The following is a 16476-nucleotide window of genomic DNA, read 5'->3' as shown; positions in this document are numbered from 1 at the left end:
ACGTGCTTCAGTCGGCCGGGCTCGTTCCGGCGGGAGCGGCACACTTCGTCCTCCTCCGGCGGCCGTCCACGGCTCGCGTGTGGTCCCGGCCGGGTTCTATTCGCGGATGCCCGCGACTTCGATCGCCCGTCGGCGGGTCTCCCGTCCGGTCGCCCCGGACGCGGTGACGACGGTGACGACGGCGCAGAGCGCGACGGTCCCCAGGACCTGCGCCCAAGGGATCACCGTCGGCGCGCCCGCCACGAGTCTGCTCAGCGAGACATGCTGGGACACCGCGGCGAGTGCGGTCGCCACGGCGGCGAGCGCGGTGCCGACGACCACCGCCACGGCGGACTCGGCGGCGGCGACCTTCAGGATCTGACCGCGCACCGCGCCGGCCAGCCCGAGCAGGGCGAACTCCCGCCGACGCCCGGCCATCGCCATGATCAGGGTGTTGGCGACCGCGATCAGCGCATAGGCCAGGGCGATCCCCAGGATGACCACCGCGGCGTTGTTCGTCTGCTGGGCGGCGTGCTCGTGCTGGGCCTCCAGGTAGGCGTCGTGGGTCAGGAGGCGGGCGTCGGAGCCGGACAGCGCCCGGTTCACCGCGGCCGTCCGCTGCTCGTCGAGCGGCCGGCCGGCGCCCGCCGTCGAGTCGAGGTAGACCTGGTTCGGCGGCACCGCGCCGGTCAGTGACGCGGACACATAGGTGTCGTCGCCGGTCAGACCGCGCGCGACGACCGCCGCGATGACGGTGGGGACCTTCTCGCCGGTCGGCAGCAGTGTGATCACGTGGTCCCCGGCCGACAGGCCGTCGGACCGGGCCGCGTGCTCGTCGATGACGAGGAAGTTCTCCGGCGGCGAGGCGAGCGAACCGGAGACCACGGGCGGTGTGACGGTGCTGCCCAGCGCCGTCGCGGGTACGGCGTCGGTGGTCAGCGAGTCGATCTCCTCGCCCTTGGCGGTACCGATCCGGATGTTCATCGAAGCGACGGGGGTGACCCGGACCCCTGGCACGGCCGTCAGCCGTGCCAGCGTGCGGGCGTCGATCCCGGAACCGCCGGGCACGACGACGTCCGCCGCCTGGATCTCCTGCCGCTGGCGGACCAGGACCGCGGCGTCACCGGACTTCTGCATCGTCAGCAGGGCACCGACCAGCCCGACGGCCACCACGATCGGCGCCACCGTGGCGGCCGTACGCCGCCGGGAGGTGAGGATGTTCTCGCGCACCAGCAGCGGTCCGGCCTTGGCCGAGCCGCGCAGCGGGCCGGTCAGCAGCCGGGTGACCGGTCGCAGCAGGACCGGTGCCAGGAGGGTGACCGCGCCGACGTAGAGGACCGGCACCGCCTCGTACCGGCGGGCACTGGCCGCCAGATACGGCGAGGTCCGGGAGATCACGATCCCCGCGACGACCGCGCCGATCAGCATCCCGGTCCCGAGCAGCCAGCGGAACGGCGTCATCCCGCGACGCTCCACCACGCTCTCGCGCAGCACCTCGACGGGCCGGATCAGCGAGACCCGGACGAGGGTGGCGGCCGAGCCGAGCAGCGCCGCGGCCACGCCGACGACGAAGGAGATCAGCAGCGGCAGCGGGTCGAAGGGGATGGTGAACCAGGACGGGGCGACGTCGTGGCCGAGCATCCAGGAACGCAGCGGCACGGTGCACAGCGGGGCGAGGAGGCAGCCGACGGCGGCCGCCGCCAGGCCGATCAGCAGCGCCTCGCCGAGCACCATGCGCCGCACCTGCCGCGGCGCGGCACCCACCAGCCGCAGCAGCGCCAGTTCGCGGCGACGCTGTTCGGTGGCGAAGGCGAAGGTCGCGATGACGACGAACACCGCGACGCACACCGCGAGTCCGGTCGTACTGCCTGCCATCGCCTGGGCGTTGGCCAGTGCCTCGGCGCCGCCGGTGTCGTCGGGGTCGATCCGCTTCAGGTCGTCGCCGCCGAGGACCAGGGCCCGGTCGCCCACCAGGGTGGACACCCGGCTCGCCTGCTGGTCGGTGACGAGTGCGTCGACGCCGGGCGACAGGTGCGCCGCCTCGGCGCTGCTGAAGAAGACCGCGCTCTCGAACCAGAGCGCGTCGGTGACCCCCACCACCCGGTAGAGGCCGGCGCCGTCGGCCGTGACGGCCCTGACCTGACGCCCTGTCAGAGACTTGGCGCCGCCCGCGACGACGATCTCGTCCGCGGCCCTGGGCGCGCGCCCGGCCAGGAGGTGGTAGCCCGCGAAGGCGGCCGAGGTCCAGGGGTGGCCGGTCGTCCCCCCGGAGCCGACGCTCAGCCGTACCGGGAAGCTGCGGTCGGCGGTGGCCTTCCCGGCCGCCGTCACCTTGGTCACGACGTCGGCGGACAGCACCGCGGGGGCCTTCATCGGGCGCCCCTCGAAGCCCTCCGGTGTGACGACGGTCGAGGCTTCCCTGAACCGCTGCGGCCCCGGATGCGGAGTGCCGAAGGTGGCCGCCAGGGTCAGCGTCATCATGCCGATCATCGTCGTGCCCAGGGCGAGGGCGAGGAAGGCGCCCACGAAGCCCGTCAGACGGTGCCGGAGGGTGGCTGCGGCGATGCTCAGCACGGCTTCGTCCCGCTCTCGCCCGGCTCCAGCGCGGCCATCCGCAGGGCCACGGTCTCGGCCGTCGGCTCGAACAGCTCACCGGTCACCCTGCCGTCGGCGAGGAAGACGACCCGCTGGGAGTACGAGGCGGCCACCGGGTCGTGCGTGACCATGACCACCGTCTGCCCGTGCTGCTCGACGACGCCGCGCAGCAGCGCCAGGACCTCACGCGCGGTACCCGAGTCCAGCGCACCGGTCGGTTCGTCCGCGAAGATCACCTTGGGCCTGGTCACCAGCGCCCGCGCGATCGCGACGCGCTGCTGCTGGCCACCCGACAGTTCGGCGGGCCGGTGCTCGCCGCGCTCGGCGAGACCGACCTCGGCCAGCCCCTTGTCGATGGCCGCCGGATCGATCGGGCGCCCGGCCAGGCGGAGCGGCAGCTCGATGTTCTGCCGGGCCGTCAGCGCCGGGATCAGGTTGAAGGACTGGAAGACGAAGCCCATGTGCTCGCGGCGCAACTCGGTCAGAGCCCGCTCGGAGAGCCGGTGCAAGGGCGCGCCGTCCAGCAGGATCTCGCCCGCGTCGACCCGGTCGAGGCCCGCCGCGCACTGCAGCAGCGTCGACTTGCCCGAGCCGGAAGGCCCCATGACGGCGGTGAAGGTGCCCGCCTCGAAGCCGACGTCCACCCCGTCGAGCGCCCGTACCGTGTTGTCGCCGCGGCCGTACGTCTTGTACACGCCCTTGAGCCGCGCCGGCATGCCGGAGCCGTCGCCCGCCGATAACGTCCCGGTGTGCGCATCGCGACCCTGTTCGTCGCGGTTACGGTCTGTGATTCTGCTGAGCAAGGACTGGACCTCTCGGAGTTCTCAGGTGGGTTGACGTACAAACACTCCCGATGCGGGCCCCGCGCAACGCGAATCCCGCCCACTTCCCAGAAGAACGCTCCATAGCCCCTCGTTACCTGAGCCCCGGACCTGGTTCGAGCTCCCCTGCTGCGAGGGCCGGCTGCGGTTCCGGGATGTCGACGAACCTGATCTGTCCGTCGAAGACCGCTTTGGACCGGCCCGGCCGGCCTCCTGGTGATGGAGCAGACCTCGACGCCGAGCACATCTCCTCGGGGCGCGTCAACTTCGGTCCTGCTCCTGGCCGGTGGTGGAAGGGGCAGCCTGGAGGCTGCCCCGGCGCGCCGTCAGGGGCGTGTCTGCATGCCGTTCAGGCGGAGACCCGCCGTGGGCAGACCTCTGCCGAGTTCAGCGGGCAACGGGCCTGCTTCGCCGGGCCGGCCCCGCACGACGCTGCCGCTCTCACCTCCCCCGGGGTGATCGAACAGCGGTACGGGAGCGGTCGGTGCCGGAACACCGTACGGCCGGTCGCCGTTCCGCCCCGTCACCAGACCGGTGAGGCGGCCGGAGGGCTCCACGCCGAGTTCGCCGACCAGCAGGGTGCGAAAGCGCTGATACTCGCGGTGTGCCTCGACGAGGTTGCCCTCCGCCAAGTGCACCAGGATGACGGCACGCCGCGCGCTTTCCCGCAGCGGGTCACCGCGGACGGCCGCGAACGCCAAGTCCAGGGCAGCCGCGTACTCTCCGCCCGTGCACAGCGCGCCGGCGGCTGCCTCCAGTGCGTGGAGGTGGAGTTGACGCAGCCGGTCCCGCTCGAAGACCACCCAGTCCTCGCACCATCCGGGTAATAACTCGCGGATCCGCAGATTCGGCAGGGCATGGCTCGTGGCGCCGGAGTCGGCCGGCCGGCCGGTGACCCGGTGGGCGAACTCGGTCACGTCGGCGCTGATGAGGCTCGCCAGCGCCAGTTGGCGGTGCTCGCCGCTGACCAGTCCCGGAACCACCTGGTTGACCCGCCACACGGTCGTCCGGAGACTGCCGAGCGCACGCTCCTCGGACACCTCCCCCCACAGAGTGCCCGCGACGACCGTTCGCGGCGAGGGCCCCTGGATGGTCAGATAGGCCAGCAACCGCTGGGCGCTGTCGGCCAGATGAATCCGATCGTCCCCTATCTCCAGCCGGAAACCGTCGAACAGCTTCAGGTGCCCGGGCTTGGTCATCGCCTGCTTGGGCACGACGCGCGATGTCACTTGCTCCCCCCTCATGCTCCCCCCGCTGAACTTGTTGATATCCACAACAAATGTATGGGTGGGCGCCACCTCAGTACAGGCCGAACGAGGCTCAGGGTGCCGGTGCCACGAATGTGACGGTCCTGTGACGGGGGCGGCCATAGCCTCGTCGCCGGCGAGCCACCGGCCGCCTGACCGTCCGGCCTTCGCGCGCGGCCCATCGCGCCGGCGGCCCGGAGAGGGGAGCACCGTGACCACCAGCACTCCCTACCCCGGCGTCTACGTCCAGGAGGTCGCCGGCGGGGTACGGACCATCACCGGCGTCGCGACCTCCATCACGGCGTTCCTCGGCAGGACCCGCCGCGGCCCGGTGGACCGGGCCACGGTCGTCGACAACTTCGCCGACTACCAGCGGATCTTCGGCGGGTTGTCGCCGGACAGCACGGTGAGTTCCGCGGTGCGCGACTTCTTCGCCAACGGCGGCGGTCAGGCTCTGGTGGTCCGGGTGACTCCCGGCACCGTCAAGGCGACCCCTGCCCGTCTCACCCGCCCGGCGGCGACGCCGGGCGGCAAGGACACCGCCGACGCCACCGCCGCTGACACCACTGCCAACGCTGACACCACCGCCGCCGACACCGGCCCGGACCTGGTGCTGGTGGCCGCCGAACCCGGTTCGTGGGCCAACCAGTTGACCGCCGCGGTGGTCTACGACAGCACAGTGGACCTGACCGAGGTGGCCACGCGGCTCGGCACGACGGCCGACGAACTGTTCGACCTCGTCGTCACGGACGGCGCCACCGGGCAGCAGGAGACCATCCGCAACGTCACCGTCACCGCCGGCGCCCGGCGGCTGGACCAGGTGCTGCAGGCCGAGTCACGGCTGGTGCGCGTGTCCGACACACCGGGCCTGCCCGCGCAGCGCCCCCGGGAGACGACGGCCGGTCAGCCGCTGGCCGTGGCCGAGGCCGACGCCGGCACGGACGGCGGCGATCTGACGGAGGACGACTACACCGCCCCCGCGCTGCAGGCCACCCACGGCGGACTGTACGCCCTGGACCAGGCCGACCTGTTCAACCTGCTGTGCATACCGCCGCCGGTCGCCGGGGGCGACACCCCGCCGGGCGTCTACCGGGCCGCGCTCGCCTACTGCGTACGGCGCCGGGCGGTGCTCATCGTCGACCCGCCGGGCGGGATGACCGTGGCGACCGCCGCCACGGCTCTGTCCGGCCTCCAGCTCACCGGCCCGGACGCGCGCAACGCGGCGCTGTACTACCCCCGCCTCCTCCAGGCCGACCCGGCGGCGGGCGGACGGCTCGGCGCATTCCCCGCGTGCGGGGCGATCGCCGGGGTCATCGCCCGTACCGACGCCTCGCGCGGAGTGTGGAAGGCTCCCGCCGGACTGGACGCCGCCCTCGCCGGCGCGGCCGATCTCGCGGTCGGCCTCACCGACGCGGAGACCGGCGAGCTCAATCCGCTGGGCGTCAACTGCCTGCGGTCGTTCCCCGGCGCCGGGCTGGTGGTCTGGGGCGCGCGGACGCTGCGCGGCGCGGACCAACTGGCCGACGAGTACAAGTACCTGCCCGTGCGGCGGCTGGCCCTTCACATCGAGGAGAGCCTGTACCGGGGCACGCAGTGGGCGGTCTTCGAGCCCAACGACGAGCCGCTGTGGGCGCAGATCCGGCTCAACCTGGGGGCGTTCATGCAGGGCCTGTTCCGGCAGGGGGCCTTCCAGGGCACCACCGCCCGCGACGCCTACTTCGTCAAGTGCGACCGCGAGACCACCACGGCGGACGACGTGAACCTCGGGCGCGTCAACGTCGTCGTCGGCTTCGCGCCGCTGCGCCCCGCGGAGTTCGTGATCCTGCAGATCCAGCAGATCGCCCAGGCGTAGGCCGCACCGGGCACGAGGAGCAGACCATGGCCCAGTTCAGCGTGAACGCGCAGCGCTTCGATCCGTACAAGAACTTCAAGTTCCGGGTGCGCTGGGACGGCCGCTATGTCGCGGGTGTCAGCAAGGTCGGAGCGCTCAACCGCACCACCGAGGTGGTCACCCACCGGGACGGCGGAGACCCCAGCAGCAGCCGCAAGTCGCCGGGCAGGACCGAGTACCAGGCCATCATGCTGGAGCGGGGCGTCACCCACGACACGGACTTCGAGACATGGGCCAACAAGGTCTGGACGCACGGCTCCGGGCTCGGCTCCGAGGTCTCCCTGCGCGACTTCCGCAAGGACATCGTGATCGAGGTCTACAACGAGGCCGGCCAACTCGCCCTCGCCTACAAGGTGTTCCGCTGCTGGGTCTCGGAGTACCAGGCGCTGCCCGAGCTCGACGCGAACGCCAACGCGGTCGCCATCCAGCACCTCAAGCTGGAGAACGAGGGCTGGGAACGCGACCTCGACGTACCGGAGCCGACCGAGCCCGGCTTCACCCCGCCCGGCGGGTGACGCACATGACGCGGCAGGCGGTGCGCGCGACGGACCCGTCGTGGACCCTCGCGGCCTGGGAACGCGGGCTGCGCCAGGACCCGTTGGACCGGGCCGTGACCCTGCTGTCCGCGGTCGCCGGGCTGGAGCGCGAGGACGCCGAACGCACCGAACTGGGCGTGCGGGACGCGACGTTGGCGACGGCGCTGGAGCGGCTCACGGCAGGCACGACCATCTGGGGCTGCGTACGCTGCGCAAGGTGCGGCGAGCGGCTCGACGTACCGGTCCGTCCGGCGGCCCTGCCCCGCGGGCCGCGGTACGACCCGGCGCGGCCGCTGGAGGTGGAGGTCGCCGGCGTCCGGATCGCCTTCCGGTTGCCCGACACCGGTGACCTGAGGGCGCTGGCCGGCACCGACGATCCGCGGGCCGGCCGGTGGCTGCTGCTCGCGCGCTGTCTGCCGGACGGCGCGGACGGCATCGACGAGGAGGCCGCGGCGGTGATCGAGGCCGCGATGGAGGAGGCCTCGCCGGGCGCCGCGGTGACCCTTGCCGTGGACTGCCCGGTGTGCGCGGCGTCGACCGTCGCGGCCCTGGACGTCCCCGCCCTGCTGTGGGCACAGGTGCAGACCCGGGCCCTGGCACTGCTGCACGAGGTGCATGTGCTGGCCCGCGCCTACGGCTGGACCGAGCCGGACGTGCTCGCCCTCAGCCCGGCGCGCCGCGCCGCGTACCTGGAACTGGCCGCCGGATGAGCGGGCTGCTGACCGGCCTCGTCGAGCGCACCCTCGGGCTCGTGCCCGTGCTGGAGCCGCGGCCGAGATCGCGGTTCGAACCCGTGGTCGAGGACGGTTTCGAGGGTGTCGTGCCCGGACCCGGGGACGGCCGCCCCCCACGGGCGGCCGGGGCACGCCAGGACGCGCGCCCGCCCGACGCGGGCTCGGCACCCGTGCCTGCCCCACGGCGGGAACAGCGGGCCGAGCGCCCCGTCCCGGGACGGCCGGAACCTGTCGCCCCGGCCCGCGAGGCCCGTGCCGCCGACGCGCCCACGCCCGTCGGCGACGTGACGCCGCGACAGCAGGAGCAGGCCGTCCGGGCCACCGCGCAGCCCGCGCCCGCCCCCGGCCCGGACGGGGAACGCCCGGCCACGGCCCGGCAGACGGAACACCAGCCAGACCCGGGGAAGTCCGTCCGGCCGTCGCCCCCGAAGCAGGCCGCCGCGTACCCCCAGCCCACACCCCGCCCCGACGGGCAACGCCCGGCCACAGCCCGGCAGACACCACACCGGCCGAGCCCAGAGCAGCCGGTCCGGCCGTCGCCTCCGGTGCGGGCCGCCGTGGACCGCGACGTCCCCGAGGAGCCGCCCGCGGCCATGGGCGGGCGCCCGCGGGGCCCCTTCGCCCACGGGGCCGCCGGGTCCACCGGGTCCGCCAGCCCCGCACGGTCCACCGCGGCCGAGACCGCCCCGCGTACGGAACCGGCCGCCACCGGCCCCGTACAGGAGCCCGGTACCGCCGCCTCCGGCGTGCCCCTCGGCGAACACGGCCCGCTGATCGCAGGCCGGAAGGACGGCGGCGCGGCCGCTCCCCCGCCCGCCGGGGGCACGCGCCCGGTTTCCAGGCCCATGAGCCCACCGGGAGAGCCGGCCGACCCGCCACCGGACCCGGCGGCCGTCGTCCGCGCCGCGCTGCGGCAGGCCCTCCCCGCGCCGCGGACTGTGGCGGGCGGTGCCGGGGACCCGGAACGGGCCACCGCGGCGCCCCGCATCACGGTCAACATCGGCCGGGTCGAGCTGCGGACCGCGGCCCGGCCCGCCCCTTCCGGCACCGCCCGGCCCGCCGGCCCCGGACCGCGCCAGGACCCTGCCGACGGCGCTCGGCCGCTGTCGCTCGCCGACTACCTCGCCGGCCGCGACCAGGGCAGCGGCGCATGAGCAACCATCTCGCCGTGGCGATGGTCACCGCCGTGATCAGCCGGCTGCTGAGCGAGTCGCTGGCGGCGGCCGGACCCGGCGGTGTGGAGAACGCCACCGTGACCACCCTGCGCCCGCAGACCCTCGCGGCAGCGGCGGACGACACCTTGCACGGCATCAACGTCTACCTCTACCGGGTCGTCCCCAACGCGTCCTGGGCGGCGTCCGCGCTGCCGACCCGCCGTGCCGACGGCACCCTGGTGGACCACCCCAGGCAGGCGGTCGACCTGCACTACCTCCTGACCTTCTCGGGCGACGACTCCGCGCTGGAACCGCAGCGGCTGCTCGGGCTCGCGGTCACCGCGCTCGCCGCGTATCCGGTGCTCGGCCGCGAACTGGTGCGGTACGTGGTCCAGCAGGCGGCGCAGACGGATCCGGCCGGCTGGCAGCAGTACACGGACCTGGACCAGCAGCCGGACGTGGTCCGCACGAGCCTGCTGCCGCTGGACGTGGAGGAGATGAGCAAGCTGTGGTCGATGCTCTTCCACAACCCCTACCGGCTCTCCCTCGCCTACCAGGCGACGGTGGTGCTGCTGGACGCTCCGGAGCCCCCCGCCGCACCGGCGCCGGCGGTGGTCACCCGGGTGGTGACGGTGCAGCCGTCGACCGCCGCTGCCGCAACCGGCGGAAGCTGAGCGGCCGATGACCGAGCCCACCGGGCCCACCGGGCCCGCCGAACCCACCGAACCCACCGAACCCACCGAACCCACCGAACCCACCGATGCCTGGCTGTCGGCCAACCACCGCTATCTGGTCGCGGCCCTGGAGGCCCTGCGCTGCCGGCTCGACGACGACGATCCCGCGCCGCTGCGGAAGGCCCAGAGCGCCCGCAACCGGGTGCGGCGTGCCATGTCCGAGCCGCCCGCGCTGGACCGGATCGCGGACGGCTTCGGCCTGTCGCCGTTCGAGCGGGACGTGCTGCTGCTCGCCGCGGGCCCCACGCTCGACACGCCCTTCGCGCACGTCTGCGCGCAGGCGCAGGGCGACGGTTCGCGCACCTATGCGACCTTCGCCCTGGCCCTGGCCAAGCTGCCCGGGGCGCAGTGGAACGCCCTCAGCCCGGCGGGCCCGCTGCGCCGGACACCGCTGCTGCGGCTCGCCCATCCCGACATCCCCACGACGAGCGCCCTGTACGTCGAGGAACGGATCCTGCACGCGCTGGTCGGTGTCTCCTACCTCGACCCCGAACTCGAACCGTACATCGCCCCGTTGGCCGAGCCCGAGGCGCTGTCCCCCGCGCTGCGGGAGGCGGCGCGGGCCGTGGCGGCGATCTGGTCGGCCGAAGGGGCGCCGGAGGCGGTGCCGGTGCTGGTGCACGGTCGCCGGCGGGCCGGACTGCGGCATACCGCGGCTGCGGCGTACCGGTCGGCGGGGCTGCGCCCGGTCTGTCTGCGGGCGGCGGATCTGCCGGCCGACCCGGTGGCGCGGGACCGGCTGGCGCGGCTGTGCGAACGGGAGTCGGTCCTGGCCGGGACCGGCTGGATCATCGACGTGGACGACGCGGTGCCCGAGTGCGGCCGGGCGGCGCTGGACCTGGCGGGCCGGCTGGCGGCGCCCGTGGTGGTGACCGCACGTGAGCCGTTGGACGGGCCGGGGCCGCGCCGTCCCGTCCGGGTGGCGGTCGGCCGCGCCTCGGCGGACGAACTGCGTACCGTCTGGCGGCAGGCTCTGGGCCCGGCCGCCGCGGGCCTGGACCGCTGGATCGACATGGCCGCCGGTCAGTTCGACCTGGACGCGGACGCCGTGGCCGCCGTGGCCGGGCAGGTTCCGCCGCCGGCCGACGGTACGGCGGCGGACCCGGACGGCACCGGGGTGCGGCTGTGGGACGCGTGCCGCCGCCAGGCCCGGCCCGCCCTGAACGGCCTGGCCGAGCGGATCGAGCCCCGCGCCCGCTGGGAGGACCTGGTGCTGCCTGCCACCCAGGTGCGGGTGCTGCGACAGATCGCCGCCCACGTACGGCACCGGCTCACCGTCTGGGAGGACTGGGGCTTCGCCGCCCGCAGCGGCCGGGGCCTGGGCACCGCCGCGCTGTTCTCCGGGCCCAGCGGCACCGGCAAGACGCTGGCCGCCGAGGTGATCGCGGGCGAGTTACGGCTCGACCTGTACCGCATCGACCTGAGTCAGGTGGTCGACAAATACGTCGGCGAGACCGAGAAGAACCTCAGCCGGGTCTTCGACGCCGCCGAAGCCGGCGGTGCCGTCCTGCTCTTCGACGAGGCCGACGCGCTCTTCGGCAAACGCAGCGAGGTCAAGGACAGCCACGACCGGCACGCCAACATCGAGGTGGGCTATCTGCTCCAGCGCATCGAGGCCTACCGGGGGCTGGCCGTCCTGACCACCAACCTCAAGGACTCCCTCGACCCGGCGTTCCTGCGCAGGCTGCGGTTCACGGTCCCCTTCCCGTTCCCGGACGCGTCCGCCCGCGAGGAGATCTGGCAGCGCGTCTTCCCCGAGCGGACGCCCGCCGAGGGCCTCGATCCGGCGGCCCTGGCCCGGCTGTCCGTCTCCGGCGGCACGATCCGCAACATCGCCCTCGGCGCCGCCTTCCTCGCCGCCGACGCGGGCCGCCCGGTGGGCATGGACCACCTGCTGGCCGCGGCCCGCACCGAGTACGCCAAGCTGGAACGCCCGCTGACCGGTGCGGAGTTGACCGGATGGACGGCGCGGTGAGTGGAGGGGATCGCTGATGCCCAAGGACAAGAAGGCACGCAAGTACGGGGCCAGGGGGGTGGACTGGACCGCAGGCCGCCGAAAGGTCACGGGCAAGCGATCGGTGCCGTCCTCGCCACCGAACGGCGTCACCTTCTCCAAGGTCTCCACGGGCGTGGACGGAACGACCTCGCCGTCGTTGAGCCTCACCCCCACGACGGACTCCATGGACACGGAGAAGACGACCTCGCCATCGCTGAGCCTCACCCTCTCCACGGGCTCCACGGACTCCATGGACACGGAGGGGGCGGTCAAACGGAAACGGGAGGACACTGCCGAAAAGGACCCATCCGCCAGCAAGAAGCGGAAGCCGCCCTCCGCCGAGGAGACACGCGCCTGGGCACATGGTGATCTCCATCCGTCCTGGGACTGGCCGGCCAAGGAGCTGAGCCTGAGCGGCAGACCGCTGAAGCAGTTCAGGAACGGGCGCGAAGGCGCCCACACCGTGTCCTGGACGGCCGTCGACCGGGCCGTCCAGGCGAACCTGAGCGGCTCGGCCGATGCCACCGAGGCGATCGGACGGCTGAAGGCCGTGGTCGGACACCTGGACAAGGCGCCGCTGACCACTCTCGATCCGCCGGCCGACGAGGCTCTGCGCACCATGCAGTACACGGACGTGTCGGTGCGGAGCATCGCCGCGCGGAATCTGAAGGACAGCCTCGGCTCGGCCACGAACGAACAGGGCCTCGACAAAGCCCTCAAGGACTTCCTGGTCTGGCGCAACACTCTGCCTTTCGCCGCGATCCCGGGTCCCGCTCCCGGAGCCGCGGAGGGAACGTACGCCCCCCGGCTGGCTCGGCACGATGCGCTTCTGCGGTCCGCTCCCAAGGACTTCACGGTTCACGAGTCCACCCGCCAGGAGATGGGGTTCGCCGCCTGGAAGCTGGTCGACACCGCCAGGCTGCTGGACGAGCTGAGCGCGCAGGCGGAGGTCTACGACTTCGGCACCGGGCCGGCCAGGGCGGTGCCGCTCTACGACCCTGACACCGCCGAGGCCACGTTCGCCGCGGTCGTCGCGACCCTCCTGGACGAGGTCTCCCGCTGGGCTCCCCTGTCGCTGCGGGCAGCGGGGCTGGTCGGTCCGGACGGCGACGCGGCCAAAGGCGCCAAGGCGATCACCGACCACCTGAAGGGCTATCTGGACACGGAGTTGGCGAAGGCGAAAAAGAAGGACGGAAAGAACGAAGCGCAGTACAAGCGTCAGTCGACGACGGGGTCCTACGACCACGCCGCGACCCAGGCGTGGCAGGCACGGGTCAAGTGGTTCAGCGGACACCAGGACAAGGTGCAGGAGCAACTACAGAAGTGGATGAGCTGGATAGGGAGGTACGGGTTCGACCCCACCCCCGTCGTGCGCACCCACAAGCCACTGACCGTCACGGCCGACTTCTCCTCCGGCGCTCTCCAACTGAAGATCTCCGGCCGTCCCGAGTCGCCCTTCTCCGGCAGCGAGGGCAGCCACGTCACCGCCTGGGAGCTGGAAAAACGCGCCACCCTCCAACGCCTGGGCGGAATGAACAAGGCGCAGGTGAGGACCGAACTCAAGGACATGCTCAAGGAGTGCGACTCGTCCCCCGCCGCGGGACTTCTGGGGTTGCTGCCCGGCGAGGAGCGCGACCTCACCGCGGCCCGGATGCAAGCGGCGAAGGACAGGTTCGCGGCCGCGGTGAAGCAGTTGCGCAAGACGAGCGACCCCGGAGGGGTGGTCGCCACGGCGGTTCGGGAGTACCAGAACTTCCGGAACGCGCTGCCCTTCGCCACGACTTTCGCAGGAAGCCGCTCCGGGCACGGTGAGGGCGCGATTCTGAAGAAGAGCGACGCGGAGTCCGTCTCCCGCAGCACACTCAGAAACGCGCTTTTCGACAAGGAGTCACTCGATGAGGAGATCGCCAACCTGGAGCTGGAGGAACACCGCGAGACCATCCTCAAGGCCAGGCGCCAGGAGCACAACACACAGTTCGGCCGGGCCTTCCCCAAGCAATCCACCGTCGCCGGGACCGGAGGGACGACACCGTGACCACCGAAGTGACCGTCGCCATCGACACCCTGGTCGTGGAGGTGGACGAGGCGACCGTGCGCGCCGTCGCCGAGGGGCGTGTCGAGGCCCTGGCGCCGGCGCTGCTGGCCGCGCTGCGTGACCACCCGGCGTTCGCGGACGCCGCTCAGCCGGCGCCCAGCCGGATCACCCACAGTGTGGGCCCGTGCAGGGACGCCGTCGCTCCGAAGGCACCGCCGGTGGCCGCGAACTGCACGGTGTGACTGCCTGCGGTCACCTGGGCGGAGCCGATCGTGGTCGCCGGTACCCACGTCGTGGCTCCTCCCGGAAGGGCCACAAAGCCGACTCCCCACTCCGCTGTGCCTTCCTTGTTGGTGATGGCTCCGTCGACCATGACGTGCAGGATCAGGGGGTGGTTCGGGTCCGTGGTGCTGGCGTGGCCATGGCCGATGAGCAGCAGGGTGGCCGGCGTCTGGAACTGGATCTGCCCGCTGATCATCGTGGCCGTGGACGCGTTGAAGTCGAAACCCCACTGCCCGTTGTCCGGCTTCAGCAATTGCACGCCGAGGGACTGGCTGCTCAGCGCCGGTGCGGTGAGCCCGCCCTGCGCCGTGAGCGGGCCGGTCACCGTGCCGCCCGAGAGGTCGAGCTTGCCGGTCTCGTGCCGCAGTACGGCTGCGGCGATGTCGTTCCAGTCGGCGGACCGTACCGGGTCGCCGGGGGCCTTGTCGGCCAGGTTCTGGTCAAGCGTCATCGCTGTGTCTCCTCATCGGCTCGCCGCCATCGGCAGATCACTGGAAAACTCGCTCGTCGAACGACGAGGCGTCGAACACCGCGCCGTCGGGGGAAAGCTGCACCCAGAACCAGCTGGTGAAGTCGGCGCCGCGCACGTCGTCCACGGTCGGCAGCAGCAGGTCGGTACCGCCGTCCTCGGGGCGGATTCGGGGCAGCGCCAGCCCGTTGAGGACCCGTTCGGGGTCGGCCGCGTGGACCAGGGCGCGGCCGCTGACGGTGAGACGGCAGTAGAGCCGGTCGGCCAGCGCGCCGTTGAGCAGCTGGATCGCCAGCTGGTCCAGCCAGTCGTGGAGCGGGGCGGCCGGCTCCCAAGTGAGCTGCTGTCCGGTGATGGCGGTGCGGCCGGCCAGGGTCACCGGCTGGGTGCCGAGGACGGTGCCGGGAGGCAGGTGCCAGTCGGTGCGGTCGGCGGACGACAACGGGAACGGCAGGTCCATGGTGACGGTGAGCACCGGACGGCCGGTGGTCACCACCGGGACGGGCGGGCCGTCCAGCAGCACGGCCAGGCCGCCCAGCAGGTCCCCATGGCTGATCCCGGTGTCGTTGCGCAGCTCCCGGCCGGCGCCGGTGAGCCGGACGTCCACGACGTGCAGGCCGGGGGCGAAGGGCGGCGAGGACGGGTCGGGGCGTGTCTCGGCGAGCGGGGTGAACAGCGCCCGGCAGTCGTATGTCCTGGTCCAGGCGCCGTCGTTGAGGTCGAGCAGGGCGATGGCGGCGGTGTGGTGCTCGACGCCGTCCGGGGGCTGGAACGTCGGCGTGCCGTCGGGGTCGCGGGGCCATTCCACGGTGCCGGCGAGATCCGGGTCGAGGTCGGCGTCCTCCCAGGCGGCGGTCCTGGCCGGGATCAGCCAGTGGTCGCCGGTGCGGTGCCACGCGTCGTCCTCGAACTCGACCTGTACGCCGTCCTCCAGGACGACCCACCCGCTGCCGACGGGCACGGCACCGGGTGAGTCCCAGCGCCGTACGACGACCGGGTCGGCGAGGTCCCCGTCGGCCGGGGCGGGGCCGCTCCATTCCGCCACGTGCAGCGTGGTGCCGTCGGCCTCGTCGAGGCGGCCCAGGAAGCCGTGTTCGCCGCGCCGGGTGCGGGCCAGGTCGCAGACCTCCACCCAGTCGCCCTTGGCGAAGCCGAGCCGTTCGTCAGGGGCGGGGGTGTCGATCGCCAGGGTGGTGGCGGTCCCGTCCGTGGTCAGACGTACCACCAGGGCGGCCACCGAGCCGTTGTCGCGGGACCAGACGAAGGACGGGACGCCTTCGCTGCCTTCGTGGATCTCGACCCGGTACAGCTGGTTCTCCAGGCGGCGGTAGCCGGCCGAGGGCGGGATGACGCACGGGGTCGTGGCGGTGGCGTCGGGCTCGGCGCGGGCCCGCAGCCGCCCGGACGGCAGGCTGTCCCGCGGTGCCCATGGCGCGGCGACGTCGGCGGGCACCGCCTCGGGGTCGGGGGCCGGCTCCAGCCGCACCTGCCAGACGGTACGGCTCCTGGTGCCGGTGTCGGGGCCGCCGAGGGCGACCTCGCGCAGTTCGGGGCGCTCCAGAGCGGTGAGGTGTTCGCGCCACACGTCGAGACAGGCGACGTAGCGGCCGTCGCCGGTGGGCAGCGGGACGCCGGGCAGCTCGGGCTGGGCGGCGAGCGGCACCGGGGCGTCGATCTCGCACAGCACACCGTCGACGTAGTACCGCCCGGCGGACAGCGTCAGGTCCGCGCCGGGAGTGGCGGCCGGGGTGCCGCCGTCGGGGGTGGTGATCGCGAAGCCGGCCGCGTCCTTGGGGCCGCCGTGGACGCCGACGGTGTCCCGGGCGGTGGTCTCGTCCAGGTGCAGCTGGATGTCCAGCTGCTCGTTCCAGTCGGCGTCGAGCGCGACCCGGCCCTGTTGCAGCAGCACGCCGCGGTAGTGGTTGCCGGGACGGAACGTCCGCCGGGTGAAGTCGCCCTTCATCGCTGTACCTCCGCCGTGGACCGTTCAGTCCGCTCGATCC

13 protein-coding genes are annotated in these 16476 nt (G+C 73.1%); 8 read left to right on the top strand and 5 right to left on the bottom strand.

Annotated features, from left to right (window positions below; all coding sequences use genetic code 11):
* Positions 1 to 96: 96 nt before the first annotated feature.
* The 3 genes from ACIRR9_RS02365 to ACIRR9_RS02355 form a co-directional block, all read right to left on the bottom strand.
* Positions 97 to 2553, bottom strand: a complete 2457-nt coding sequence (locus tag ACIRR9_RS02365; protein ID WP_403746717.1) for an FtsX-like permease family protein — start codon at positions 2551 to 2553, stop codon at positions 97 to 99.
* Positions 2547 to 3290, bottom strand: coding sequence for an ABC transporter ATP-binding protein (locus ACIRR9_RS02360; protein WP_403746714.1), 744 nt, complete (start codon positions 3288 to 3290; stop codon positions 2547 to 2549). Before ACIRR9_RS02360 ends, ACIRR9_RS02365 begins: the two co-directional genes overlap by 7 nt.
* A 431-nt stretch (positions 3291 to 3721) precedes the next feature.
* Entirely contained in the window at positions 3722 to 4624 is a 903-nt protein-coding gene (locus ACIRR9_RS02355) for a BTAD domain-containing putative transcriptional regulator (RefSeq protein WP_403746711.1), read from the bottom strand.
* 229 nt (positions 4625 to 4853) lie between these two features.
* Between ACIRR9_RS02355 and ACIRR9_RS02350 the strand changes: the two genes are divergently transcribed.
* Genes ACIRR9_RS02350 through ACIRR9_RS02315 form a run of 8 tightly spaced genes read left to right on the top strand, consistent with a single transcriptional unit; the run spans position 4854 to position 13964 of the window.
* Positions 4854 to 6494 (top strand): phage tail sheath family protein, encoded by a 1641-nt coding sequence (locus ACIRR9_RS02350; RefSeq protein ID WP_403746708.1) that lies wholly within the window; start codon positions 4854 to 4856, stop codon positions 6492 to 6494.
* A gap of 26 nt (positions 6495 to 6520) precedes the next feature.
* A complete protein-coding gene (locus ACIRR9_RS02345) occupies positions 6521 to 7048 on the top strand; it encodes a phage tail protein (RefSeq protein WP_365344475.1) in 528 nt (175 codons plus the stop codon).
* Between the two features lie 5 nt (positions 7049 to 7053).
* Positions 7054 to 7779, top strand: a complete 726-nt coding sequence (locus tag ACIRR9_RS02340; protein ID WP_403746705.1) for a hypothetical protein — start codon at positions 7054 to 7056, stop codon at positions 7777 to 7779.
* Positions 7776 to 8957, top strand: coding sequence for a hypothetical protein (locus tag ACIRR9_RS02335; protein ID WP_403746703.1), 1182 nt, complete (start codon positions 7776 to 7778; stop codon positions 8955 to 8957). Before ACIRR9_RS02340 ends, ACIRR9_RS02335 begins: the two co-directional genes overlap by 4 nt.
* Positions 8954 to 9631 carry a DUF4255 domain-containing protein gene (locus ACIRR9_RS02330; RefSeq protein ID WP_403746700.1) on the top strand — a complete coding sequence of 226 codons (678 nt, stop codon included), beginning with the start codon at positions 8954 to 8956 and terminating at the stop codon, positions 9629 to 9631. The genes ACIRR9_RS02335 and ACIRR9_RS02330 overlap by 4 nt, the downstream gene beginning before the upstream one ends.
* A 7-nt stretch (positions 9632 to 9638) precedes the next feature.
* Complete coding sequence (locus tag ACIRR9_RS02325) at positions 9639 to 11666, top strand: ATP-binding protein (protein WP_403746697.1); 2028 nt, start codon at positions 9639 to 9641, stop codon at positions 11664 to 11666.
* Positions 11667 to 11682: 16 nt separating this feature from the next.
* Positions 11683 to 13722, top strand: coding sequence for a hypothetical protein (locus tag ACIRR9_RS02320; protein WP_403746695.1), 2040 nt, complete (start codon positions 11683 to 11685; stop codon positions 13720 to 13722).
* Positions 13719 to 13964, top strand: coding sequence for a hypothetical protein (locus tag ACIRR9_RS02315; protein ID WP_403746692.1), 246 nt, complete (start codon positions 13719 to 13721; stop codon positions 13962 to 13964). The genes ACIRR9_RS02320 and ACIRR9_RS02315 overlap by 4 nt, the downstream gene beginning before the upstream one ends.
* On the opposite strand, the gene ACIRR9_RS02310 is transcribed toward ACIRR9_RS02315, so the two are convergent.
* Both ACIRR9_RS02310 and ACIRR9_RS02305 read right to left on the bottom strand, forming a co-directional pair.
* Positions 13868 to 14455 (bottom strand): hypothetical protein, encoded by a 588-nt coding sequence (locus ACIRR9_RS02310; RefSeq protein ID WP_123974412.1) that lies wholly within the window; start codon positions 14453 to 14455, stop codon positions 13868 to 13870. The two genes, ACIRR9_RS02315 and ACIRR9_RS02310, sit on opposite strands and share 97 nt — an antisense overlap.
* A 37-nt stretch (positions 14456 to 14492) precedes the next feature.
* Complete coding sequence (locus ACIRR9_RS02305; RefSeq protein ID WP_403746689.1) at positions 14493 to 16436, bottom strand: DUF6519 domain-containing protein; 1944 nt, start codon at positions 16434 to 16436, stop codon at positions 14493 to 14495.
* Between the last annotated feature and the right edge of the window lie 40 nt (positions 16437 to 16476).

The organism is Streptomyces sp. NPDC101234, assembly GCF_044767525.1.
Classification (GTDB): Bacteria; Actinomycetota; Actinomycetes; order Streptomycetales; family Streptomycetaceae; genus Streptomyces; species Streptomyces sasae.
Note: the sequence above shows the minus strand (reverse complement) of the source record. Positions and strands in the feature narration are given on the sequence as shown.